This is a genomic window from Streptomyces sp. NPDC085900, from assembly GCF_044540925.1.
Taxonomy (GTDB): Bacteria; Actinomycetota; Actinomycetes; order Streptomycetales; family Streptomycetaceae; genus Streptomyces; species Streptomyces gilvifuscus.
This window is the reverse complement of sequence record NZ_JBITSP010000006.1, coordinates 387004-410019: the sequence shown is the minus strand read 5'-3', so window position 1 is coordinate 410019 and position 23016 is coordinate 387004. Positions and strand designations below refer to the sequence as shown.

Here is a 23016-nt window from a genome sequence, read left to right as displayed (position 1 = left end):
GCGGGCCTATTCGTACTCGGTCCCGCCCTTGCGGGTCAGGTAGGCGGGGCTCACCGCCTTCGCGATCGCCCGGCCGCCCGTCACCGGGCTGTAGCGCTCCACCGCGGTACGGATCACGACCCCCTCCCGCAGGTGCAGCCCGCGCCCCGACACGGTCTCCCGCCCGCTCGCGATCTCCAGCACCCGCTCGACGTCGTACGGCCCCTCGTACAGCCGGGGCACCAACGGCAGTTCCCCGTCGAGCAGTTCGGCCGCGTCCAGCCACCGCACGGTCCCGTCGATCTCCGCGGACACGTCGAACACGGCGTACCCGAGACTCTCCCGCCGGCCGTCCGCGCCGTACGTCAGGTCCTGCACCCCTGCGCCGTACACCTCGCCGAAGATCCCGACCCGCCGCGCCCCCAGCCGCTCGGAGAGCCGTTTCGCGACCTCGGCGACCCCGTGCCCGTGCATCGCGCGCCAGTACAGGTTGCGCGGATCCTCTTTCAGGGCCAGGGACTTGGCGCCGAAGCCCTTGGACGAGACGTACACCCGTCCCTCGTCGGCCGCGTAGGTCAGCAGGCACGCCGAGCCGTGCAGCTTCTCGGTCAGGACCACAGCCTCGCCCGGTGCGAAGACGTCCGGAAACCGCTGGATGTTCTCGATGTCCACCCAGGGCAGCAGTTCGGGCGCGGACTCCACCTCGCCGCTCATCGTGGGCGGGATCGGCGGCACCCACTTGGTGATGCCGAGCAGCTCGGCGAAGTCGGTGCCCTCCACGGCGGCCCGCGCCAGGTCGACGTCCGCGAGCGCCTTCGGACGGCAGACGATCCCCTGCGACAGCTCGCCGCGCAGCCGCACCGCCTTGACCCGGTCGGCCCCGGTGCCCGCCAGGCGCCCGGTGAGCCCCAGCTCCTCGATCAGCCCGGCCGGCAGCACGGCCTGCTCGGGGATGTAGACGGCGGCGTCGCCGGTGCGGTAGGCGCCCTTGGCGACGACCGCGCGATACAGGCCCACCTGGGCCAGTTCGAGCGCGTCGGCGTTGGGATGCTCGTGGACGGTCAGCACTTCGGCGGTGACGCGGAGCGTCGACATGGGACACCTCGGTTCGGGAGGGCGTTCAGTTCGGTTTCATCGCCTCCCACTGTCCGGACGCGAAAACGGTGGAGCGAGCGCTTTTACGGCTGCTACCGTCGCGCGTCGCGGTACTGCCTCAGCCCCTCGGTCACCATTTCGGCGTTGGACAGGGCCGGTTGACCGTCCGGCAGGACGAGTGTGTCCTCCAGGCCGATCCGGGTGGCGAGCCCCAGCCGCCCCGCCAGCCGCAGCACCGGCCATGCGCCCGCGTCCTCGCCGTGCAGCAGGATCGGACGCCCCGGCGCGGGACCGAGGCCGTCCAGCAGCGCACGCGCGCTGTCCTCGGCCGTCCCGGCAGACCTGTCCGTCACCTCCGCCAGCACCCGCAACACCCGCCCCGCCAGCGGCGACACGGCGAACCGTGCCGCGCCGTCCGTCCCGGACCAGATGCCGGCCTCGACCCCCACACCGAGGTCGATCAGGGCGGCGGCGATCTCCTCGGCGCCCTCCTCGTGCCAGTTGACCGAGGCGTGGTCGGGCAGAACGGGCAGGTCCGCCCAGCTCCTCACCCGCGCGAGCCGGGCCGCCGGATCCGGCTCGGCCCAGGCACCCGTGGTCACCCCGACCGGCACCCGCACCCGCGCCCGTATCGCCTCCAGCGCCGGTCCGATCACCCGCGGCGACAACGCGTCTCGCCCGCAGGGTGTTTTGGGGTGGACGTGCACATCCGTGGCACCGGCCGCGACGGCCTCTGCCGCGGACTCGGCCAGCGCCGAAGGGGTCAGCGGCACCATCGCGCCGTCGGCGGACCCTCGCGTCCCGTTGAGACACACCTGCACCATGCCCCAAGCGTGCCGGACGCCACTGACAACGGACCGCCCGCCGCACCCGCGGCGGACAGAACAGGGGGTGCGGCATCCCCGGCGCACCCCCGCCGTGCTAGGCCGACACCAACAGCCTTCCGCGCCTTGCGTCCGCCAGGGCCTCGGGCTTGAGCACCGGCCGTGGCACCAGAATCCCGCAGTTGCTGCAGACCGGACCGGAGGACGGTTCATGGTCCAGGTCGTAGGTCCACACCAGCCGCTCCCCGCCGCACACCGGGCACTCCGCACCCGGCTCGCGCTCCAGGGCGGAGATCAGCCGCCGCAGCACCTCGGCCAGCGGCTCACGGGGGTGCACCCGTGGGTCGTCGCACCACGCGACACCGAACCCGCCCCAGGTCAGCCGGTGCCAGTCGTCCACGCTGCCCGGTCGGCGCAGCCCGTCGTGCTTCTCCTTCTTGCGTCGCTCGGCGAACTCGACCTCGTAGGCCAGCCAGACCGAACGCGCCTCCTCCAACTCCTCCAGTGCGGCCACGAGCCGCGCCGGGTCGGGAGAGCGGTCCTCCGGACCGAACCCTGCCCGGGAGCACAAGTGGTCCCAGGTCGCCCTGTGCCCGTAAGGAGCGAACCTCTCAAGGCACTTGCGCAGTGAGTAGCGCCGCAGTGCCAGATCGCACCGCGGATCGCGGACCTGTCTCGCCAGACTCCGGAAACCGGCCATCGTCCTGCACCTCCGTCACACCTGCACCTGTACTTCGGTCACTTCGGCGTCGTCGTAAGGACGTCGCCGAATAGACGTATCGACAAGCGATTCGGCTCCATCCGATTTCCGATGACCCCCATAAGCCGACCACCGTCTTCCAAAACTTGACGCATGTTCATCTTCAATCTCGGGGATACCGGCGGTAACGTCCCGGCACACCCCCTCGTCGGCAGGAGCCGCCATGCCTCGACGCACCGTGCGCACCACCCTCGACAGACTGAGAACTCCCGGCAGAGCCACCGGGTTCCTGAAGTCCGCATCCATATGCGTCCTGATTGCCGGCCTTTTGTCCCCGCTCGCCCAGACGACCGCCACCGCCGCCACCACCTCGAACGACTACTGCGGCGGCCAGTGCTCCGACATCCTGCCGCCCGGTGAGAACGGCAACGCGACCCTCGCGCAGATCCTCCTCAACCAGGCCTTCGGCACCCAGCCCAGCCACGCCGAGGACCAGCTCGGCCCCTACGCCAACCTGGCCACGGGCTACTCCGGGCTCACCGACGCGAAGATCAACACCTTCTTCAACGACGCCTCGTTCGGCGTTCCCTCGGATCAAGTCGCCTCCACGGAGAGCCCGGCGGGCCGCAGCGACGTGACGATCGTCCGCGACAAGAAGGCCGGCGTACCGCACATCACCGGCACCACTCGATACGGCACCGAGTTCGGAGCCGGGTACGCGGCGGCCGAGGACCGGCTGTGGCTCATGGACGTCTTCCGGCACGTCGGCCGCGGCCAGCTGACCGCCTTCGCGGGCGGCGCGGCCGCCAACCAGGGCCTGGAGCAGGAGTTCTACCGCAACGCCCCCTACTCCGAAGCCGATCTGCAGGCCCAGATCGACAACGCCGTCGCGAACAACGGCGCACGCGGCCAGCAGGCCCTCGCCGACGCCAACGCCTACCTCGCCGGCATCAACGCCTACATCGACGCCTCCGACTCGGGCCGCTACTTCCCCGGCGAGTACGTCCTCACCGGGCACAAGGACTCGATCACCAACGCCGGCACCATCGACCACTTCAAGATCACCGACCTGGTGGCCCTCGGCTCCGTGATCGGCTCCCTGTTCGGCGCCGGCGGCGGCGGCGAGGTCAACAACGCGATCTCACTGATCGCCGCCCAGTCCAAGTACGGCGTCGCGCAGGGCACCAAGGTCTGGGAGTCCTTCCGCGAACGCAACGACCCCGAGGCCGTCCTCACCGTCCACAACGGCGAGAGCTTCCCCTACGCCACCAAGCCCGCCGACGCCCAGGGCGAGGCCCTGCCCGACGCGGGCTCCGTGACGACCGAGCCGCTCGTCTACGACGCCACCGGCACCGGCGCCAGCCAGAGCGCCACCGCAGCGAGCCGGACGGCGACCACGACCGCGCTCAGCTCGGCCAGGCGCGGCATGTCCAACGCCCTCGTGGTCAGCGGCAAGTACACCGCCAGCGGCCACCCCATCGCCGTCTTCGGCCCGCAGACCGGGTACTTCGCACCTCAGCTGCTCATGCTCCAGGAGATCCAGGGCCCGGGCATCAGCGCCCGCGGCGCCTCCTTCGCCGGCCTGAGCATGTACGTCGAACTGGGCCGCGGCCAGGACTACTCGTGGTCCGCGACCACCTCCGGCCAGGACATCATCGACACCTACGCCGTCGAACTGTGCCAGGACGACTACCACTACCTGTATCACGGCACCTGCACCGCCATGGACAAGGTCGAGCAGACCAACTCATGGAAGCCGACCACGGCCGACGGCACCGCCGCGGGGTCGTACACCATGCGGGTGTGGAAGACGAAGTACGGCCCCGTCGAGTACCGGGCCACCGTCGGCGGCAAGAAGGTCGCCTACACCACCCTGCGCTCCTCCTACATGCACGAGGCCGACTCGATCATCGGCTTCCAGATGCTCAACGACCCCGACTACGTCAAGGGCCCCAAGGACTTCCAGAGCGCGGCACAGCACATCAACTACACCTTCAACTGGTTCTACGCCGACTCCTCCCACACCGCCTACTACAACAGCGGCGACAACCCGGTGCGCGCGAGCGGCGTCGACGCCGAGTTCCCGGTGTGGGGACAGGCCGCCTACGAGTGGAAGAACTGGAACCCGACCACCAACACCGCCGACTACACGCCCGCCTCGGCGCACCCCAACTCCGTCGACCAGGACTACTACGTCTCCTGGAACAACAAGCAGGCCCTCGACTACACGACCGCGCCCTGGGGCGACGGCTCCGTGCACCGCGGCAACCTGCTGGAGGACCGGGTCAAGAAGCTCGTCGCCGCCGGCGGGGTGACCCGTACGAAGCTGGTGCAGGCGATGGCCGACGCCGCCCTCGCCGACCTGCGCGCCGAGGACGTCCTGCCGAAGCTGCTCAAGGTCGTCAACAGCAGTACGGTGACCGACTCCACGGTGGCCGACGCGGTGAGCAAGCTGCAGGCGTGGGTGTCCGCGGGCGCCAAGCGCACGGAGACCTCGGCCGGTTCGAAGAAGTACGCCGACGCCGACGCGATCCGCATTCTGGACGCCTGGTGGCCGCTGCTGGTCAAGGCCGAGTTCCAACCCGGTCTCGGCAGCGACCTGTACACCGCCATCACGAACAACCTGCCGATCGACGAGTCCCCGTCGGCCGCCCACGGGCCCACCGGCTCGCACGCGGGCAGCTCCTTCCAGTACGGCTGGTGGAGCTACGTCGACAAGGACATCAGGGCGGTGCTCGGGGAGAGCGTCCAGGGCCCGCTCGCCGACAAGTACTGCGGCGGCGGCAGCCTCAGCTCCTGCCGGGACATCCTGATGAGCACCCTGAAGACGGCCGCCGGCACGTCCGCGTCGACCGTCTACCCCGGCGACAGCCTCTGCTCGGCGGGCGACCAGTGGTGCGCCGACTCGATCGTCCAGCGCACCCTTGGCGGCATCAAGCACGGCAACATCAGCTGGCAGAACCGGCCGACGTTCCAGCAGGTGGTGGAGTACACGTCGCACCGGTGAGGTGGGACGGGCGGGGTGGCGTGTCACATGTGACATGTAACGCGTGACATGTGATGCGTGACATGTGATGCGTGACGTGTGACATGGCACAGAGCGGCGGCGGGTCAGCGGATGCGGCCCGCCGCCAGCACCACCCGCGCCAGTTCCGGATGCACGATGTCGCTGTGCGCCCCGCACGGCGGCCCCCCGCGTCTGACGACCGCGGAGGCGTCGACGTTCACGCACCCGGCGTCGGCCAGCGGCCCCCGCAACGCCTCGGCCAGGTCCAGCCGTCGGGTGCCCGGCACCGCCTGCACTCCGTCGTGGCCGATGGCCCCCCACTCGGCTCCCGCCCCCAGCACGTCGAAGCCGGCGACCGCGTTGTTCTGGCCCGACATCCGTGAGGCCAGCGGATACAGCGTGCCGAGCGCCTGGTCGAAGCGGGAGTAGCAGCACACCAGCGGCCCGTCGATACGGTTCTGCTGTCCCTGCAGCACCCCGCCGGTACGCGGGTCCTGCGGCAGCCGCGCCGCGAACGCGTAGTGCGAGAAGGCCCCTTGGAGCAGCGTCACCGACTTCACCGTGCGCACGCCCTCGGGCAGGCCGCGCAGCGCGAACGACACCAGGCGCCCGCCGAAGCTGTGCCCGACGAGGTGGACCCGCAGGTCCGGCGCCGCGGCCGCCAGCCGGCCGATCACCGGGCCGAGTCCCCGTTCGCCGACCGTTCCCGCGCGCCGCTTCATCGCGTAGTACGTGGCCTGCCGCAGCAGTTCCTTCGCCCCGTCCCAGGGGTTCGGCAGCGAGAACGACTCCGGGTCGCCGTCGGCCCGCAGGGAGGCCAGCGCCCGGGCGAACTCGTCGCACAGCGTCGCGGTGTCCGCGGTGAACAGCGCCGGCTCGCTCTGCGGAACGCCCTCGGCGACCGTGTCCGCCGCGAAGAACGGCTGCGGCCCACCCGGCACGACCTCCACCAGGAGCCGGACCAGTCTGCCGAACTCCTCCAGTTCGTTGTCGGGGCGCTGGTCCAGCATGCGGGCGATCTGGTCCACGACGGTGGCCCGGCCGGGGAAGGTCTCCAGCAGGGCGTGCCGGGTGTCCTTGTCGAGCGCGGGTGCCGGGTCGGCCTCCGCCTCGGTGGCCACGACCGACTTGGGGAAGTCGGGGATCGGCTCGTCGGAGAAGCGCATCGAGGGCCAGATCACGCCGACGTACCCGATCCTCGCCCGCGGGGCGAACTCGCGGATCGGACGGCAGAACCCGGTGCACAGGGCGGTCGCGTGCGTGCGGTCGCTGTTCCAGCCGTGCGAGAAGACGATCAGGTCGCGGACGTCGTGTCCGCCCACCTGGGTCAGCAGTGCGTCCCGTTCCCTCGCGTCGACGTCCCCGTCCGCGTCGAAGGTCAGCTCCCAGTAAGGCGTCACGCTCGTTGCCGGCTGTGCCATGTCGGGCTCCCTCGTCCCCCGTAGTGGTGCGATGTGGGCGCATCGTCCTGCTACCGGGCGGGAATGGCCATACGCCGCGACTCACTTGTAGAGGAGGTATTCCTTTCGAATCCGCCGGAACGCCGCGAGTTCCTCCTGCCAGCCGGCCACGACGTCCTCGGTGCTCGCCCCGGCGTCGATCGCGGTGCGCACCTGTGTGGAGCCGGTGAGCTTGTCGATCCAGTTGTCGGAGCGCCAGGCGAAGCCGTCCCAGACCTGTCTGGCGGTCACCAGCAGGGCGATTCCGGTGCGGACGGGGTCGTACGCGGCCCGGTCGTGCACATGGATCTGCACTCCGCCGATGGTCTTTCCCTGGAACTTGGAGAAGGTGGGCGCGAAGTACGCCTCCCTGAAGTGCACGCCGGGCAGGCCGAGTTCGCTCACCTTGGCGGCCCAGCGTCCGTCGATGCCGTCCGCGCCGAGCAGTTCGAAGGGGCGGGTGGTGCCGCGGCCCTCGGAGAGGTTGGTGCCCTCGAAGAGGCAGGTGCCCGAGTACACGAGCGCCGTGTCGGGTGTCGGCATGTTGGGGCTCGGTGGCACCCAGGGGAGCCCGGAGGCGTCGTAGAGGTCCGAGCGCCTCCAGCCCGTCATCGGTACGGTCTCCAGCGGGACGGGGGTGGCGAGGAACTCCCCGTTGAACAGCCCGGCCAGCTCGGCGACCGTCATGCCGTGCGCCTGGGAGATCGGCTGCCGCCCGACGAAGGTCGCGAACTCCTTGTGCAGGACGGGGCCCTGGGCGGAGCGGCCGGTCACCGGGTTGGGGCGGTCGAGCACGACGACGCGTTTGCCGGCCAGCTGGGCCGCCTCCATGCAGTCGTAGAGCGTCCAGATGTACGTGTAGAAGCGGGCGCCGACGTCCTGGATGTCGAAGACGACGGTGTCGACGCCGGAGGCGGTGAAGACGTCGGCGAGCGGCCGGCCGCTCTTGAGGTACGTGTCGTAGACGGGGAGTCCGGTGGCGGGGTCGTCGTAGCGGCCCTCGGAGCCGCCCGCCTGCGCGGTGCCGCGGAAGCCGTGCTCGGGGCCGAACACGGCGACGAGGTCGACACGGGGGTCCGCGTGCATGACGTCGACGATGTGACGGACGTCTCGGGTGACGCCGGTGGGGTTGGTGACGATTCCCACGCGGCGGCCGTACAGGAGGGAGTAGCCGTCCGCGGCGAGGCGTTCGAAGCCGGTGCGCAGTCTGCGGCGGGGCTCGGCCGCGGTGGCCGGGGGTGCGGCGGTGAGGGAGGTTGCTGCCGTTGTCGCTGCGAGGAGGGCTCGTCTGGATAGGCGCATGAGGGGCACGGTATTGCTCCCGCGGGCCGGGTGGAAGCCGCCGGTGGTGGGTGGCTCGCGGCGCGCTCCCCGGGCCCCTGGCGCGTTTCGGGCACCCCTTTCCTGACACATACCGACCGGTTAGTCTGGCCGCAGCCGAACCGCAGTCGAAGGAGACCGATGGTGGAAGCCGTTCAGGGTGCTGGTGTGGTCGTCACGGGGGCCGGGGGAGGTATCGGGGCCGCCCTGGCCCGGCGGTTCGCCGCCGAAGGGGCCCGGGTCGTCGTGAACGACCTCGACGGCGACCGGGCCCGGGCCGTCGCCGACGAGATCGGCGGCATCGCGGTCCCCGGCGACGCCTCCGCCGTCATCGTCCCGGCCCGGGAGGCGCTCGGCGGGACCGTCGACGTGTACTGCGCCAACGCCGGTGTCGGGTTCCAGGACGGCGCCGAGGGACTCTCGGCCGACGAGACGTCCTGGGCGACCTCCTGGGACGTGAACGTCATGGCCCATGTGCGGGCCGCCCAGGAACTGCTTCCGGCGTGGCTGGAGCGGGGAAGCGGCCGGTTCGTGTCCACCGTCTCCGCCGCCGGGCTGCTCACCATGATCGGGGCGCCCTCGTACAGCGTGACCAAGCACGGCGCCTACGCCTTCGCCGAGTGGCTGTCGCTGACCTACCGCCACCGGGGCGTGAAGGTCCACGCGATCTGCCCGCAGGGCGTGCGCACCGACATGCTGACCGCCAGCGGCAGCGCGGGCGAGCTGGTGCTGCAGTCCACCGCGATCGACCCCTCGGACGTCGCGGACGCCCTGTTCAAGGGGATCGAGGAGGACCGTTTCCTCATCCTGCCGCACCCCTTCGTCGCCGAGTTCTACCAGGCCCGGGCCACCGACCCCGAGCACTGGCTGGAGAACATGAACCGCGTCCAGCAGAAGTGGGAGGACGTACGGTGACCGGCTCCCGTTACGCGGCCAAGCCCTGGGTGGCCCTGCTGAACGACGCCCAGCGGGCCCCGGTGAAGCCCCTCGACACGCTGGTGCACGCCCTGCGAAGGGCCGTCGGCGAGGCACCGGACCGGGACTTCCTCGCCTACTTCGACGGCCGGCTGACCTACGCCGAGGTCGACGAGCTGAGCGACTCGGTCGCCGGGCATCTGGCCGCGCGCGGCCTGGAGCGCGGGGACCGGGTGGCGATCCTGCTGCAGAACTCGCCGCTGTTCGTGCTGGCGCTGCTCGGCGCGTGGAAGGCGGGCGCGATCGTCGTGCCGGTCAACCCCATGTACAAGTCGGGGGAGGTCGGGCACGTCCTGCGGGACGCCGAGGTGACCGCGCTGGTCTGCGCCGACCGGGCCTGGGAGTCGTACCTGCGCGAGACGGCCGCCGGATCGCCGGTGCGGATCGTGCTCACCGCCTGCGAGCTGGACTTCCAGACCCGGGGTGACGCGCGCGTGCTGTCGTTCGAGCGGCAGCCGCAGAGTGCGGACGCCGCCGACCTGACGACGGTGGCCCGCGCCGGGTACGAGGCGCCCGAGGGCCGCGACCTCACCCCGTCCGACATCGCGCTGATCAGCTACACCTCCGGCACCAGCGGCACCCCCAAGGGCGCCACCAACACGCACGGCAACATCATGTACAACGCCGAGCGGCAGCGGACGGGGCTGGCACTGCCCGACGGGCCCGTGTACTACGCCCTCGCCCCGCTGTTCCACATCACCGGGATGGTGTGCCAGCTCGGGGCCTGCCTCGACAGCGCCGGCACGCTCGTGCTGACGTACCGCTTCGAGGCGGGCGTGGTGCTGGCGGCCTTCGCCGAGCACCGGCCGCACTACACGGTCGGTCCGTCCACCGCCTTCATGGCGCTGGCCGCCCACCCGGACGCCACCGCGGACCACTTCTCCTCCTTCGTGAACATCTCCAGCGGCGGCGCGCCGGTCCCGCCGGCCCTGGTGGAGAAGTTCCGGGCGGGCTTCGGGCCCTACATCCGCAACGGCTACGGGCTGACCGAGTGCACCGCCCCCTGCGCCTCCGTCCCGCCCGGCCTGGAGGCCCCCGTCGATCCGGTCTCCGGGACGCTGGCCGTGGGCCTGCCGGGGCCGGAGTCGGTCGTGCGCATCGTCGACGACCAGGGGCGGGAGGTACCGTTCGGCGAGCAGGGCGAGATCCTCGTACGCGGGCCGCAGGTGGTGCCCGGATACTGGCGCCGCCCGGACGCGACCGCCGAGACCTTCCCGGACGGCGAGCTGCGCACCGGCGACATCGGTTTCATGGACGAGCAGGGCTGGCTCTACGTCGTCGACCGCAAGAAGGACATGATCAACGCGTCCGGGTTCAAGGTGTGGCCGCGCGAGGTCGAGGACGTCCTGTACACGCATCCGGCGGTGCGCGAGGCGGCCGTCGTCGGGGTGCCCGACGGGTACCGCGGCGAGACCGTCAAGGCGTACATCAGCCTGCGTCCGGGTGCCGAGACCGACCCGGATGAACTCGCGGTGTACTGCAAGGAGAGACTGGCCGCCTACAAGTACCCGCGGCAGGTGGAGATCCTGCCCGATTTGCCGAAGACGGCAAGTGGGAAGATCCTCCGTCGGGAGCTACGTTCCCGTAGGCAAGCAAGCGAATAGAACACGCCGGAACACGGCGGAACGCCCGGAAGGCAGGTGGCGGCACAGTGCCCAGGACGACGGACGGAGACGGTACGCCCGTCCCGCAGCGGCTGCTGGCCGCCGCCACCCGGCTCTTCGCCGAGCAGGGCTACGACCGTACCTCCGTGCAGGAGATCGTCGAGGCGGCCGGCGTCACCAAGGGGGCGCTGTACCACTACTTCGGCTCCAAGGACGACCTCCTGCACGAGGTGTACGCGCGCGTGCTGCGCGTCCAGCAGGAGCGTCTGGACGCCTTCGCGAACGCCGACGAGCCGATCGAGAAGCGGCTCAGGGGCGCTGCGGCGGACGTCGTCGTCACCACGATCGAGAACCTCGACGACGCGTCCATCTTCTTCCGCTCGATGCACCATCTGAGCCCGGAGAAGAACAAGCAGGTGCGCGCCGAGCGCCGGCGCTACCACGAACGCTTCCGTGCGCTGGTGGAGGAGGGGCAGGAGGCGGGCGTCTTCTCCAAGGCCACCCCCGCCGACCTCGTCGTGGACTACCACTTCGGCTCCGTCCACCATCTGTCGACCTGGTACCGCCCCGACGGCCCGATGGGCCCGCAGGAGGTCGCCGACCACCTCGCCGACCTGCTGCTGCGGGCCCTGCGGCCCTGACGGTCCCGGAAACGCGAGTGAGGGGCGGCTGCGATCCGCAGCCGCCCCTCACCCATGGCTCACAGGTACTTCTTCAGCTCCCGCCGCGCCAGCGACCGCTGGTGCACCTCGTCCGGCCCGTCCGCGAGCATCAGCGTGCGGGCCCCGGCGTACAGCTCGGCCAGCGGGAAGTCCTGGCTCACACCGCCCGCGCCGTGCAGCTGGATCGCGCGGTCGATGATGCCGACGACCGTACGGGGCGTGGCGATCTTGATGGCCTGGATCTCGGTGTGGGCGCCCCGGTTGCCGACGGTGTCCATCATCCAGGCGGTCTTCAGCACCAGCAGGCGCAGCTGCTCCACGGCCACCCGCGCGTCGGCGATCCAGTTCTGCACGACGCCCTGCTGGGCCAGCGTCTTGCCGAAGGCCGTACGGGACACGGCCCGGCGGCACATCAGCTCGATCGCCCGCTCCGCCATGCCGATCAGCCGCATGCAGTGGTGGATACGGCCCGGGCCGAGGCGGGCCTGGGCGATGGCGAAGCCGCCGCCCTCCTCGCCGATCAGGTTGGTGACCGGCACGCGCGCGTGGTCGAAGACCACCTCGGCGTGGCCGCCGTGGTAGTGGTCCTCGTAGCCGAAGACCTGCATGGCGCGCTTCACGGTGACGCCGGGGGTGTCGCGCGGCACCAGCACCATCGACTGCTGGCGGCGGATGTCGGGCCCGTCCGGGTCCGTCTTGCCCATCACGATGAAGATCTTGCAGTGCGGGTCCATCGCCCCGGAGATGTACCACTTGCGGCCGGTGATGACGTACTCGTCGCCGTCCCGCTCGATGAGCGTGGTGATGTTCGTGGCGTCGGAGGAGGCCACTTCGGGCTCGGTCATCGCGAACGCCGAACGGATCTCGCCGGCCAGCAGCGGCTCCAGCCACTGCTTCTTCTGCTGCTCGTCGCCGAACTGCGCCAGCACTTCCATGTTCCCGGTGTCGGGCGCGGCGCAGTTCGTCGCGGTCGGCGCCAGCTGCGGGGAGCGGCCGGTGATCTCGGCGAGCGGGGCGTACTGGAGGTTGGTCAGCCCGGCACCGTACTCGCCGTCGGGCAGGAAGAGGTTCCACAGGCCCTGCCTGCGCGCCTCGGCCTTCAGCTCCTCGACCACGGCCGGGGTGTCCCACGGCGAGGGCAGCGCGGCCCGCTGCTCCGCGGCCACCGGCTCGGCCGGGTACACGTACTCGTCCATGAAGGCGAGCAGTTTGGCTCGCAGTTCCTCGGTGCGGGCGTCGAACGCGAAGTCCATGATCCGTCAGCCTTCCTGAAGAGTCGTCAGGCCGTGCTCGATGAAGACGGGGACGAGGTCCCCGATGCGGTCGAACCCGCGGCCGACCGTCTGGCCCAGCGTGTAGCGGTAGTGGATGCCCTCGAGGATCACGGCGAGCTTGAACCAGGCGAACGCCGTGTACCAGGAGACGGCCGAGACGTCCCGGCCGGAACGGGCCGCGTAACGCTCGATCAGTTCGGCCGGGGCCGGGTGGCCGGGGGCCTCGGCGGTCGTGGAGACCGGGGAGTCGGACATGCCCAGCGGCATGCTGTACATCACCAGCAGACCCAGGTCGGTGAGCGGGTCGCCGAGCGTGGACATCTCCCAGTCCAGGATCGCCTTGATCCTGTCCTCGCCGTCGATCAGCACGTTGTCCAGGCGGTAGTCGCCGTGGACGACGGTCGCGGCGGGCGAGGCCGGCAGCCGGCGGCCGAGCTCGGCGTGCAGCTCGTCGATACCGGCCAGGTCGCGGTTGCGGGAGGCGTCCAGCTGCTTGCCCCAGCGGCGCAGCTGGCGGTCGAGGAAGCCCTCGGGGCGGCCGAAGTCGTCCAGGCCCACCTCGGCCGGGTCCACGGCGTGCAGTTCCACGAGGGTGTCGACCAGGGACAGCACCGCGTCCCGGGTGCGCTCCGGGCCGAGCGGGGCGAGTTGGTCGGCCGTGCGGTACGGGGTGCCCTCGACGAACTCCATGACGTAGAAGGGCGCCCCGAGCACCTCCTCGTCCTCGCACAGCAGCACCGGCCGGGGGACCGGTACGTTCGTCGGGTGCAGCGCGCTGATCACCCGGTGCTCGCGCTTCATGTCGTGCGCGGTGGCCAGCACATGGCCGAGCGGGGGACGCCGTACAACCCACTTGGAGGTGCCGTCCGAGACCGCGTACGTGAGGTTCGACCGTCCGCCCTCGATCAGCCGGCCGGTCAGGGAGCCGTTCACCAGGCCGGGCTGCTCGCGGTCGAGCAGGCCGCGCAGCCGGTCGAGATCGAGACCTGGCGGGTGATCGGGGCTCATCGGGGCTCCTTTGCGAGGCGCGTGCACGTGACCCGACCTATCATGCCGACTGGTCGGTATGTCGTCCAGTGCCGAAGGTCAAAGTGATCGGGGCCACCATACGGCCGACAGCTCCCGGCCGGGGGCGGCGGGAGCTGTCGGACGGTGCGTATCGGCCGGGCGCCGAGGTTCAGTGGTCGTCCCAGTGACCGTCGTGCGCGGCGTGCCGGTGACCGTCGTGGAGGTAGTCGACGTGGTCGCCGTGCAGGACGCTCTCGTGTCCGCACCCGTCGCCGTGCCGGTGGTCGTGGTCCTCGTGCGCGACGTGCGCGTCCTGCTCGCACTCGTCCCAGTGGCCCTCGTGCTCGCGGTGGAAGTGGCCGTCGTGCGCGTACTCGACGTGATCCCCGTGCCGCACCCGCGGGTGCCCGCAGTCGGGACCGTGCGCGTGCTTGTGGGAGGCGTGTTCCAGGTGGAGGGCGGTCATGTGCTCACCTTCGGGGTGCGGGGTGGTGACGACCGACAGGCTGCCATGCGAACGGCGCATATCGGGGCATCGGGCACGCGTCCGGCTTGCGTGGCGTGCGCGCACCCCGGAGGGTCGGTGGCATGAAGGGCATCAGCTACAGCCGGTACGGCGGACCCGAGGTCCTCGAGTACGGCGAGGTGCGCGACCCCAAGGTCGGCCCGGACGCGGTACTGGTCGAGGTGCGGGCCGCCGCCGTCAACCCCGTCGACTGGAAGGCCCGCGAGGGCCATCTCGACGGGATGCTGGAGGCCGTCTTCCCGGTGGTCCCCGGCTGGGACGTCTCCGGCGTGGTCGTCCGGCCCGGGGTGTCCGTCACCGAGTTCGGCGCCGGGGACGAGGTCGTCGGCTACGTCCGCGAGGACTTCCTCTCCCGCGGGACCTTCGCCGAGTACGTCGCGGCGCCCGTGCGCACCCTGGCCCGCAAGCCCCGCAACCTGTCCTGGGAGGCGGCGGCCGGGCTGCCGCTGGCCGGGCTCACCGCCTACCAGGTGCTGTACAAGGCACTGCGGGTCGGGCGCGGCGACACCGTCCTCGTGCACGCGGCCGCCGGCGGCGTCGGCTCGATCGCCGTCCAGCTCGCCCGGCACCTCGGCGCCCGGGTGGTCGGCACGGCGAGCGAGCGCAACCACGACTACGTCCGCGCGCTCGGCGGCGAGCCCGTGGCCTACGGCGAGGGACTGGCCGAGCGGGTCCGGGGACTGGCCCCCGAGGGTGTGGACGCCGTCTTCGACACCGTCGGCGGCGCGGCCCTGAAGACCTCGGCGAACCTGCTGGCCCCGGAGGGACGGCTGGCGTCCGTCGCCGACGGCGACGTCCTCGGCTACGGCGGCCGGTACTGCTGGGTGCGCCCGGACGCCGAGGACCTGCTGCGGCTGACCGAGCTGGTGGAGCAGGGCGTGGTGTCCGTGCACGTGGACGCCGTCTTCCCGCTGGAGCAGGCGGCGCAGGCGCACCTGCTGAGCCAGGAGGGGCGGACTAGGGGAAAGATCGTGGTGACGGTGGAACCACGGGCCCCGGAAGAAGGGGACAGGCCCTAGAGGACGAGTGCCGCTCCGCACAGGGCCAGGGCCACCGTGCACAGGACCGCCGCCGTGGCGTGCCGGTGCGCGAGCACGACCGGGCCGGCGGAGGCCGCGAGGGTCCGGATGCGGCGGTGGGCGACGAGGAGGAAGCCCAGCCAGAGGGCGCAGCACAGGGCGCAGACGACGACGCCGGACACGGAGAGACCGCCGCGCAGCGCGCTCTTGACGGACAGGACGGCGGCCACGGTGCTCGCCAGGGTGGTACGGCGCCAGGCGAGGCGGGTGCGCTCGGGTTGCAGCCCGGGGTCGCGCTCCTCGGCGGCCGGGGCGTTCACCCCTCCCACCCGACGGTCACCACGACGACCATCGCGACGGCCACGACGGCGACGAGGAGACCGAGGACCGCCGGGAACCGGGACACCGGCAGGTCCTCGCCGCGCCGCATCGCCCGCTCGCAGCGCATCCAGTGGTTGACCGCGCGCAGGGAGCACAGCACGCCCGCGGCGAGCAGTGCCAGGGCCAGCCCCACGCGCCAGGCCCAGCGCAGGTCGGGCAGGAACTGGTCCACCGCGAAGCCGCCCCCGATGAGGGCGAGCGCGGTGCGCAGCCAGGCCAGGAACGTGCGCTCGTTGGCCAGGGAGAAGCGGTAGTCGGGCGTACTGCCTTCCTGACGGATCTCCTCGGGAGCGAACCACAGGCGGACGTTCCGTACGAATTCGATCACGCCGAGGACTCTATCCGGCGGCTCTCAGGAAGCCGCCCGGTGCTCCCTCAGCCGTTCGTAGGCCGCCAGCCCGTCCGGCACCCACTCCCACTCCGAGAGCCGGCGCTCCACCTCCGCCTCCGGCAGGAAGTCGTGCCAGGCCACCTCCTCGACCTGGGGCCGGACCGGCAGATCGCAGCGGACCTCGTACACCGCGGACCACCAGCTCCGGCCGGGGCCGTCGTCGTAGAGGAACTTGAACAGGAAGCGCGGGGCCGGCAGGCCGCTCACGCCCAGTTCCTCCTCCGCCTCGCGCAGGGCGGCCTCGTCGTAGGACTCGCCCGCGCCGACCACGCCGCCGACGAACATGTCGTAGAGGGAGGGGAAGACCAGTTTGGTCGGGGTGCGGCGGTGGACGAAGAGGCGGCCCTCGGCGTCGCGGGCCTGGATGAAGACGCAGCGGTGGCGCAGGCCCTTGGCGTAGGCCTCGCCGCGCGGGGAGCGGCCGATGACCTGGTCGTGCTCGTCGACGATGTCCAGGATCTCGTCTGCGGGGGTCGTCATACCGCCATCCAAGCAGGGCGGCGTCAGTTCGGCTGCAGGTCCCGCACGCGCTCCGGCTTGCCCGCACCCGTCGGCATGCAGGGGTGCATGCCGAGCAGCACGATGCCGACGACGATCCCCGCGAGGCCCGCCGCTTCCCAAGCCAGCGCCCCGGTGTCGGTGCGCAGCCGGTCGCCGAGGAAGCCCACCCCGCAGGCGATGCCGGCCAGCGGCTGGGCCGCGGTGAGGGCGGGCAGGGACATGCGCAGCGGCGCCGTCTCGAAGGCGCTCTGCACCAGCACCAGGCCGGTGACGCCGAGCGCGGCCACGCCGTACGGCTGCCAGGTGGTGAACAGCTCGGTCAGGCCGCCCTCGGCGAAGCGCTGCCCGCTGACCCGGGTGAGGGCGTCCTGGACGCCGTAGAGGAGACCGGCGGCGAGGGCGAGCAGGACCGGGGCGGCGCTGAGGCGGGAGCGCTTGGCGTACGTGGTCAGCAGCAGGGCGAGGCCCACCATGGCGCCGATGATCAGCCAGTGGCGGAAGGGGTCGCTGACCGCGGTGCCGCCGCGCGGCCGGCCCGCGACGATGAACGCCGTGACGCCGCCCGCGAGCAGTGCGAGGCCCGTCCAGCCCTGGCGGCCCAGCGGCTGTCTGGTCTGCCGGCGGGAGAGGGCCAGGGCGAACAGCAGGTTGGTGGCCAGGAGCGGCTCGACCAGGGAGACCTCGCCCTGGCTGAGGGCGATCGCGCCTAGGACCATGCCGACCACCATCAGGCCGATGCCGCCCAGCCAGCGCGGTACCCGCATCAGGTCGAGGAGCAGCCGGGGCGAGAGGAAGTCGCCCAGGGGTGCGTGCGAGGCCGCGTTCTGCTGGAGCACGAACCCGAAGCCCAGGCAGCAGGCAGCGCTCACGGCGAGAATCAGAACCAGAAACGACACGCTGCGTACCTCGAGTCAGCCGGGCCGGGTCACGGAGTGCGTAGTGGGTGACTGTAGCGTCCCAGGGCCCGGCATGCCCCTGGGAGTGCCCGGATCCGGGCGGTCGACTCGGTCACTTCTCCATGTCGATCAAGGGAGTTGCGGATCCGGCCGTTCCGCCCATGGTGAGGGCCCGGGACGAAGTGCGCCATGGCGTACGCCACACCGCGTCGGGGGTCCGGAGGCGATGACCATGATCGTCCAGTTCTCAACTACCCCAAACATAACAGAAGTTGACGCGTGTAACGGCGGTGCGGGCCTTGACTCAAGCCTTGGCTGCGAGTTTGCTGTGTGTGATCAGCTGACGCCAGTCCGAAACCCCGAGTCCTGACGCAGAGCCGCGTCGCGTGAGGAAGTCCCGCGGTGCCCCCACCCCCGCCATCCTTCGGCCGGACCCGCAAGCGCGCGGCACACGCGCTGGACGCGGCCCTCGACGACACCGAACTCCTCGCCGCCCGGGCGGCCTTGGCGCAGGGGAGGTGGCAGGCCGCGCGATCACTGCTCGTTCACACGGGTGACGACTGGGACCGACGTGGACACCGGGCCGTGGTCCTCGGGCAGGAGCGCCACAGCGCGGCCTGGGCGCGCGACTGGCTGCTCGCCGAGCCGGCCTCCGCCGAGGCCGCCCTGCTGCTCGCCCTCGCCCTGGTGGAACGTGCCGTGCGCGGCGCGGAACGGCCCGATCTCGCCCGCGAGGCCTGCCGGGAGGCCGCCGGACGCGCCCCCACCGATCCCACGCCCTGGCTGGGGCTGCTGATGCTGGAGTGCTCCGTGGGTGCGGAGGAGGAGTCGTTACGGCTCTTCGGCGAGGTCCGCTCCCGGTACGCCGACCACCACCACGCCCACCACCTGATGGTCGCCCGGCTCGCCGAGCGGGGCTCCTGCACCGGCCGGGACCCGCTGCACGAGGTCTACGACTTCGCCGACTGGGCGGCCGAGCGGGCCCCCGCCGACTCCCCGCTCGCCGTCCTCCCCGTCGTCGCGCACGCCGAGCGCTACCGCGTGCTGGCCGCGGCCGGCCACGAGCCCCCCGATCCGGTCGCCTCGGGCCACTGGAGCGGGCGCCGGGCCCGGCAGGTGATGAAGGCCGCCTTCGACTGGTGGCTGGAGTGGGAGCAGGAAGGGCACCCGCGCCGCCTGGTCGACCTGAACTTCCTCGCCCACGCCAAGGTCTGCGAGGGCCGGGGTGCCGAGGCCGCCGCCCTCTTCCACCGGATCGGCGAGCACGCCACGCCGGCGCCCTGGTCCTACCCGCACCACGACCCCTACCCCGCCTTCCGTGCCGCGCGGGCCGCCGCGCTCGGCACGGTGTGACACTCCCGACGCCAACCACAAGGACGGTCCTGCGATGACCACGGGCAGTTCCAGCGCGAGCCGAACCACGACCGACGGCATCAGCACCTATCTGGGGCAGGAGCGCGCCCTGCGCGCCGACCGCCTCGGCACGGGGGGCCTGCTGCTCTCCGTGCTCGCCGCGACCGCACCCCTCATGGTGGTCGCGGGTGTCATGCCCACCACATTCGCGGTGATGGGCATCGTCGGCCAGCCCCTGCTGTTCGTCGTCCTCGGCGTGGTGCTGGTCCTCTTCGGCATCGGCTACGCCGAGATGAGCCGGCACGTCCACAACGCGGGCGCCTTCTACGCGTACATCTCCCGCGGCCTCGGCAGCACCGCCGGCGCGGGCGCCGCACTGGTGGCCCTGGTCGCCTACAACGCCATGCAGGTCGGCATCTACGGCATCTTCGGCTTCGAGGTCTCCGGGCTGTTCTCCACCTACGCCCATGTCGAGGTCGTCTGGTGGATACCCGCGCTGGTGGCCCTCGCGGTGGTCGGCGCGCTGGGCTGGCTGAAGGTCGACATCAACGCGCGCGTCCTGGGCGTCCTGCTGGTCGTCGAGGTGATCCTGGTGGTGATCTTCGACGTCGCCGCGATCGGCGACCCGGCCCGGGAGGGCCTGTCGCTGCACGCCTTCAACCCGGACACGCTGGCCGGCGCGGGCGTGGGCACCGCCCTGTGCTTCTGCATCGCGGCCTTCGTCGGCTTCGAGCAGGCGCCGGTGTACGCGGAGGAGACCAGCCGGCCGCACGTCCTGGTACCGAGGGTGATGTTCCTCGCGGTGGCCGGCGTCGCCGTCTTCTTCGCCGTCAGCTGCTGGGCGCTCACCGTCGCCGCGGGCCCGTCCCAGGTCGTCGGTGTGGCCCGGAAGGAGAGCGCCGGGATGCTCTTCTCGCTGACGGAGTCCCGGCTCGGTGGAGCCTTCACCGACGTCCTGCACGTGCTGTTCGTGACCGGCATGTTCGCCGCCATGCTCAGCTTCCACAACGTCGTCGCCCGCTACACCTTCGCCATGGGCCGCGAGGGACTGCTGCCGCCCGCCTTCGGCCGGACCACCGGCGCGAGCGGCGCCCCCGGCACCGGCTCCCTGCTGCAGACGGCGGTGGCTGCGGTGATCGTGACCGTGTTCGCGATCGCCGACGACGGACCGGCCGGCGACCCCACCGAGCCCGTCCTGCACCTGTTCACCTGGTTCGGCAACATCGGCGCGCTCGGCGTGATCCTGCTGATGGCGGCCGCCTCCGTCTCCGTCATCGTGTTCTTCGCCCGGCGCGGCGCCGCCGGCGCCCAGGCCTGGCGGCTCGTCACCTCCGCGCTGGCCGCCGTCTCCCTGCTGGTGATCGCCGGATACACGGTCAAGGACTTCGACGTCCTGGTCGGCGCCGGCCCCGACTCGGCGCTGAGCTGGGTGCTGCCCGGCATCATCGTCCTCGCCCTGGTCGCCGGCCTGGTCCAGGGGCTCGTCCTGCGCTCCCGCTCACCCGAGGCACACGCCCGCATCGGGCTCGGCAACGAGGCCTTCCGGCTGGAGGAGGCGGCACAGGAGGCATGACCCCGTTTCTGAGAACGCCGTAAGAAGTCATTACGGAACCCTGACGGGCATCCGCGATTCCTGGCCCGCCCGGCGTCGCGGGTGTTCGAATGGAGGAGTGAACTCCGAACCACCCGAGGAACCGGGCGAGCCGCGGCCGCCCGCGGAACACGGCACTCCGATCGGCCGCCGCGTCCTGCTGGGCACCATCGGCCTGGGCGCGCTCGGCGTCGTCGCAGCGCCCGTCCTCCAGCGCGGCCTGGAGGGCTTCCTCGGCGCGGCCGCCGACAAGGACCCCACCGGCCTGACCGGCCTGCTGCCCAACGGCGGTGGCTTCCGCTACTACTCGGTGACCTCCTCCGTCCCGCACAAGGACGCCACGGACTACCGCCTCACCGTCGACGGCCTCGTCGACCGCCCCACCACCTACACGCTCGACGAGCTGCGCGCCCTGCCGCAGACCCGGCTGGTCAAGGACGTCCAGTGCGTCACCGGCTGGCGGGTCCCCGACACCCCCTTCGAAGGGGTGCGGCTGTCGAGGCTGCTGGACGCCGCGGGAGTGCGGGCCAAGGCCGGGGCGGTGCGCTTCACCTGCTTCGACGGCGCCTACTCCGAGAGCCTCACCCTGGAACAGGCCCGCCGCTCCGACGTCCTGGTCGCGCTGCGCATGCAGGACAAGTACATCGGCCACGCCCACGGCGGCCCGGTCCGCCTGTACGTGGCGCCGATGTACTTCTACAAGTCCGCGAAGTGGCTCTCCGGCATCACCGTCACCGAGGACGTGAAGCCCGGCTACTGGGAGAGGCTCGGCTACGACGTCGACGCCTGGGTCGGCAAGTCGAACGGGCGGGACGATGACCCTACGAGCTGAGGCCCACACCCCGCAGGTCACCGAGGTACGCCGGTTCGGCCCCGTCCAGCGCTGGGTGCACCGCACCACGGCCGCCCTGATGGGCGTGTGCGTGGTGACGGCCGCCTTCCTCTACGTCCCCCAGCTCGCCGAAGTCGTCGGCCGCCGCGAGCTGGTGGTCCGGGTGCACGAGCTCGCCGGGCTCGCCCTGCCGGTTCCCGTCCTGCTGGGCCTGGCCTCCCGCGCCTTCCGCGCCGACCTGGGACACCTCAACCGCTTCGGGCCGCACGACAGGACCTGGCTGCACGGGGCCCTGGCCCGGGACAAGCGGCGCTCGGCGCGTCCCGCGGCGAAGTTCAACGCCGGGCAGAAGATCTACGCGGCCTGGATCTCCGGGGCGTCGGTGGTGATGCTCGGCACCGGGCTGATCATGTGGTTCACCCACCTCACCCCGATCATGTGGCGCACCAGCGCGACCTTCGTCCACGACTGGCTGGCCCTGACCATCGGCATCGTCCTCGCCGGGCACATCGGCATGGCGCTCGGCGACCCCGAGGCGCGGCGCGGGCTACGGACGGGGAAGGTGAGCCGCGAGTGGGCCGAGCGGGAGCATCCCCTGTGGCGTCCCTGACGACGGGTCCGGGGACGGGACGGCAGCGGGCGCCACGACCGTGAAGGCGTCCGGCAGGCGCGCCTCGGCGGAGCCGTACCGCACGACCACGTCGACCGCCCTCGGGTAGCCGTCCAGGGCCGGTACGACGGCGGCCAGCACCAGCCGGTCGCCGTCCCGTGACCTGATCACCGGCGGTCCGTCGAGCCGCTCGCCACTGATGAACACCTCGCCGTAGCGCGCCAGTTCGGCGGGGTCGAAGTAGGTGCCGCGCAGTTCGATCCGGACCGTGTCACCGGGCCGGGCCCGGTCCGTGTCCATCCCGGCGACGCCGAAGGCGCACGCGGGCGTGCCGCCCCGGACGGTCCGCAACGGCACGGTGGCGTGCGGGTGCATCCGGTGGAAGTCCAGCAGCGCGCCGAGGACCGCGTAGGCGGCCCGGTCCTTGCAGGTGTCGACCCGGCCGGCCAGGGCCGTGTGGTCCGCGGCCGCCGTGTCCCAGCTGCCGCCGTGCCCCTGCACGGCCAGACAGGCCTCGGCGAGACCGCGCAGCAGCCGCCGGTCCGGGCCGGCCGGCGTCCGGGCGACCAGAGCGAGGGCGGTGCGGCACCCGGCGGGGTCGCGGAGCCGGTCGTACAGGCTCGACGCGTCGGGGACGGAGTCGGCGTCGGGAGAGACGGGACCGGGCGGAAGCCAGGCGGGGCTCAGCAGCGGCCTGTCGACGGGCGACGGCGTGGGGGAGACGGACGGGCGCGGGGCGGTGGTGCGGTGGGTGCGGGGCGGCGCGGAGGGGTCCACGACGTCGCTCGCCTCACCGGCCGGTGACTGGCGGGGAGTGGGGGAGGCGGACGAGGCGGGGGCGGGCGGGCGCCCGGACGGGCCCGCGGTCACGATCGGGCCGCCGCCGCCCGAGCCGTCCGGGCCGCTCTTCCCGTCACCGCCGAAGGCCGCGACGGCCACCGCCACCGCTCCGGCCACCAGCAGCCCCGAGATGCGCATCCCGAGGGAAACCGCCATGACGCCCCCCGACACCGTCGATCCCGGGGCCCC

General features: G+C 71.9%; 22 protein-coding genes. 9 read left to right on the top strand and 13 right to left on the bottom strand.

Annotated features, from left to right (window positions below; all coding sequences use genetic code 11):
* Positions 1-6: 6 nt before the first annotated feature.
* The 3 genes from ACIGDI_RS23425 to ACIGDI_RS23415 all read right to left on the bottom strand — a co-directional run bounded on the left by ACIGDI_RS23425 (position 7) and on the right by ACIGDI_RS23415 (position 2598).
* The gene (locus ACIGDI_RS23425) at positions 7-1074 is read right to left on the bottom strand and encodes an RNA ligase (ATP) (RefSeq protein ID WP_272175847.1); all 1068 of its coding nucleotides are present in this window, start codon (positions 1072-1074) and stop codon (positions 7-9) included.
* A gap of 92 nt (positions 1075-1166) precedes the next feature.
* Entirely contained in the window at positions 1167-1898 is a 732-nt protein-coding gene (locus ACIGDI_RS23420; RefSeq protein ID WP_399899743.1) for a 3-keto-5-aminohexanoate cleavage protein, read from the bottom strand.
* A 97-nt stretch (positions 1899-1995) separates the two neighbouring features.
* A complete protein-coding gene (locus ACIGDI_RS23415) occupies positions 1996-2598 on the bottom strand; it encodes a hypothetical protein (protein WP_058926277.1) in 603 nt (200 codons plus the stop codon).
* A gap of 223 nt (positions 2599-2821) precedes the next feature.
* Between ACIGDI_RS23415 and ACIGDI_RS23410 the strand changes: the two genes are divergently transcribed.
* Entirely contained in the window at positions 2822-5605 is a 2784-nt protein-coding gene (locus ACIGDI_RS23410; RefSeq protein ID WP_399899740.1) for a penicillin acylase family protein, read from the top strand.
* 104 nt (positions 5606-5709) lie between these two features.
* Here the strand turns inward: ACIGDI_RS23410 and ACIGDI_RS23405 are convergent, their stop codons facing one another.
* Together ACIGDI_RS23405 and ACIGDI_RS23400 are read right to left on the bottom strand one after the other, a co-directional pair.
* Entirely contained in the window at positions 5710-7026 is a 1317-nt protein-coding gene (locus ACIGDI_RS23405; RefSeq protein ID WP_399899737.1) for a serine-threonine protein kinase, read from the bottom strand.
* A gap of 81 nt (positions 7027-7107) precedes the next feature.
* Positions 7108-8346: an exo-beta-N-acetylmuramidase NamZ domain-containing protein gene (locus tag ACIGDI_RS23400; protein ID WP_399899734.1), complete on the bottom strand. Its 1239-nt coding sequence runs from the start codon at positions 8344-8346 to the stop codon at positions 7108-7110.
* A gap of 159 nt (positions 8347-8505) precedes the next feature.
* Here ACIGDI_RS23400 and ACIGDI_RS23395 point away from each other — a divergent pair, with 159 nt between their 5' ends.
* From ACIGDI_RS23395 to ACIGDI_RS23385, 3 genes are read left to right on the top strand one after another with little or no spacing between them, the layout of a single operon-like run.
* A complete protein-coding gene (locus tag ACIGDI_RS23395) occupies positions 8506-9279 on the top strand; it encodes an SDR family oxidoreductase (RefSeq protein ID WP_399899731.1) in 774 nt (257 codons plus the stop codon).
* On the top strand, positions 9276-10943 hold the full coding sequence (locus tag ACIGDI_RS23390; RefSeq protein WP_399899730.1) for a class I adenylate-forming enzyme family protein: 1668 nt from the start codon (positions 9276-9278) through the stop codon (positions 10941-10943). Before ACIGDI_RS23395 ends, ACIGDI_RS23390 begins: the two co-directional genes overlap by 4 nt.
* Positions 10944-10990: 47 nt before the next feature.
* On the top strand, positions 10991-11584 hold the full coding sequence (locus ACIGDI_RS23385; protein WP_058926281.1) for a TetR/AcrR family transcriptional regulator: 594 nt from the start codon (positions 10991-10993) through the stop codon (positions 11582-11584).
* A 59-nt stretch (positions 11585-11643) separates the two neighbouring features.
* Here ACIGDI_RS23385 and ACIGDI_RS23380 read toward each other — a convergent pair whose 3' ends face one another.
* The 3 genes from ACIGDI_RS23380 to ACIGDI_RS23370 all read right to left on the bottom strand — a co-directional run bounded on the left by ACIGDI_RS23380 (position 11644) and on the right by ACIGDI_RS23370 (position 14353).
* Positions 11644-12858 (bottom strand): acyl-CoA dehydrogenase family protein, encoded by a 1215-nt coding sequence (locus ACIGDI_RS23380; protein ID WP_399899726.1) that lies wholly within the window; start codon positions 12856-12858, stop codon positions 11644-11646.
* 6 nt (positions 12859-12864) lie between these two features.
* Positions 12865-13887, bottom strand: a complete 1023-nt coding sequence (locus ACIGDI_RS23375; protein ID WP_399899723.1) for a phosphotransferase family protein — start codon at positions 13885-13887, stop codon at positions 12865-12867.
* Between the two features lie 169 nt (positions 13888-14056).
* Positions 14057-14353, bottom strand: a complete 297-nt coding sequence (locus tag ACIGDI_RS23370) for a hypothetical protein (protein ID WP_399899720.1) — start codon at positions 14351-14353, stop codon at positions 14057-14059.
* Between the two features lie 122 nt (positions 14354-14475).
* Between ACIGDI_RS23370 and ACIGDI_RS23365 the strand changes: the two genes are divergently transcribed.
* A complete protein-coding gene (locus tag ACIGDI_RS23365; protein ID WP_399899717.1) occupies positions 14476-15432 on the top strand; it encodes an NADP-dependent oxidoreductase in 957 nt (318 codons plus the stop codon).
* Here the strand turns inward: ACIGDI_RS23365 and ACIGDI_RS23360 are convergent.
* The 4 genes from ACIGDI_RS23360 to ACIGDI_RS23345 are packed head-to-tail and all read right to left on the bottom strand — an operon-like array spanning position 15429 to position 17601.
* Positions 15429-15752: a DUF202 domain-containing protein gene (locus ACIGDI_RS23360; RefSeq protein WP_399899714.1), complete on the bottom strand. Its 324-nt coding sequence runs from the start codon at positions 15750-15752 to the stop codon at positions 15429-15431. The two genes, ACIGDI_RS23365 and ACIGDI_RS23360, sit on opposite strands and share 4 nt — an antisense overlap.
* Entirely contained in the window at positions 15749-16141 is a 393-nt protein-coding gene (locus tag ACIGDI_RS23355) for a YidH family protein (protein ID WP_399899711.1), read from the bottom strand. The genes ACIGDI_RS23360 and ACIGDI_RS23355 overlap by 4 nt, the downstream gene beginning before the upstream one ends.
* Positions 16142-16165: 24 nt before the next feature.
* A complete protein-coding gene (locus tag ACIGDI_RS23350; RefSeq protein WP_399899708.1) occupies positions 16166-16684 on the bottom strand; it encodes an NUDIX hydrolase in 519 nt (172 codons plus the stop codon).
* Positions 16685-16707: 23 nt separating this feature from the next.
* On the bottom strand, positions 16708-17601 hold the full coding sequence (locus ACIGDI_RS23345) for a DMT family transporter (protein WP_399899705.1): 894 nt from the start codon (positions 17599-17601) through the stop codon (positions 16708-16710).
* A 402-nt stretch (positions 17602-18003) separates the two neighbouring features.
* On the opposite strand from ACIGDI_RS23345, the gene ACIGDI_RS23340 reads away from it, so the two are divergent.
* The 4 genes from ACIGDI_RS23340 to ACIGDI_RS23325 all read left to right on the top strand — a co-directional run bounded on the left by ACIGDI_RS23340 (position 18004) and on the right by ACIGDI_RS23325 (position 21987).
* Positions 18004-18954 carry a hypothetical protein gene (locus tag ACIGDI_RS23340; protein ID WP_399899702.1) on the top strand — a complete coding sequence of 317 codons (951 nt, stop codon included), beginning with the start codon at positions 18004-18006 and terminating at the stop codon, positions 18952-18954.
* 34 nt (positions 18955-18988) lie between these two features.
* The gene (locus ACIGDI_RS23335; RefSeq protein WP_399899699.1) at positions 18989-20527 is read left to right on the top strand and encodes an APC family permease; all 1539 of its coding nucleotides are present in this window, start codon (positions 18989-18991) and stop codon (positions 20525-20527) included.
* 97 nt (positions 20528-20624) lie between these two features.
* Positions 20625-21377 carry a molybdopterin-dependent oxidoreductase gene (locus ACIGDI_RS23330; protein ID WP_399899697.1) on the top strand — a complete coding sequence of 251 codons (753 nt, stop codon included), beginning with the start codon at positions 20625-20627 and terminating at the stop codon, positions 21375-21377.
* Complete coding sequence (locus ACIGDI_RS23325) at positions 21361-21987, top strand: cytochrome b/b6 domain-containing protein (protein WP_399899695.1); 627 nt, start codon at positions 21361-21363, stop codon at positions 21985-21987. Before ACIGDI_RS23330 ends, ACIGDI_RS23325 begins: the two co-directional genes overlap by 17 nt.
* On the opposite strand, the gene ACIGDI_RS23320 is transcribed toward ACIGDI_RS23325, so the two are convergent.
* Positions 21925-22983, bottom strand: a complete 1059-nt coding sequence (locus tag ACIGDI_RS23320; protein WP_399899692.1) for a hypothetical protein — start codon at positions 22981-22983, stop codon at positions 21925-21927. The two genes, ACIGDI_RS23325 and ACIGDI_RS23320, sit on opposite strands and share 63 nt — an antisense overlap.
* Between the last annotated feature and the right edge of the window lie 33 nt (positions 22984-23016).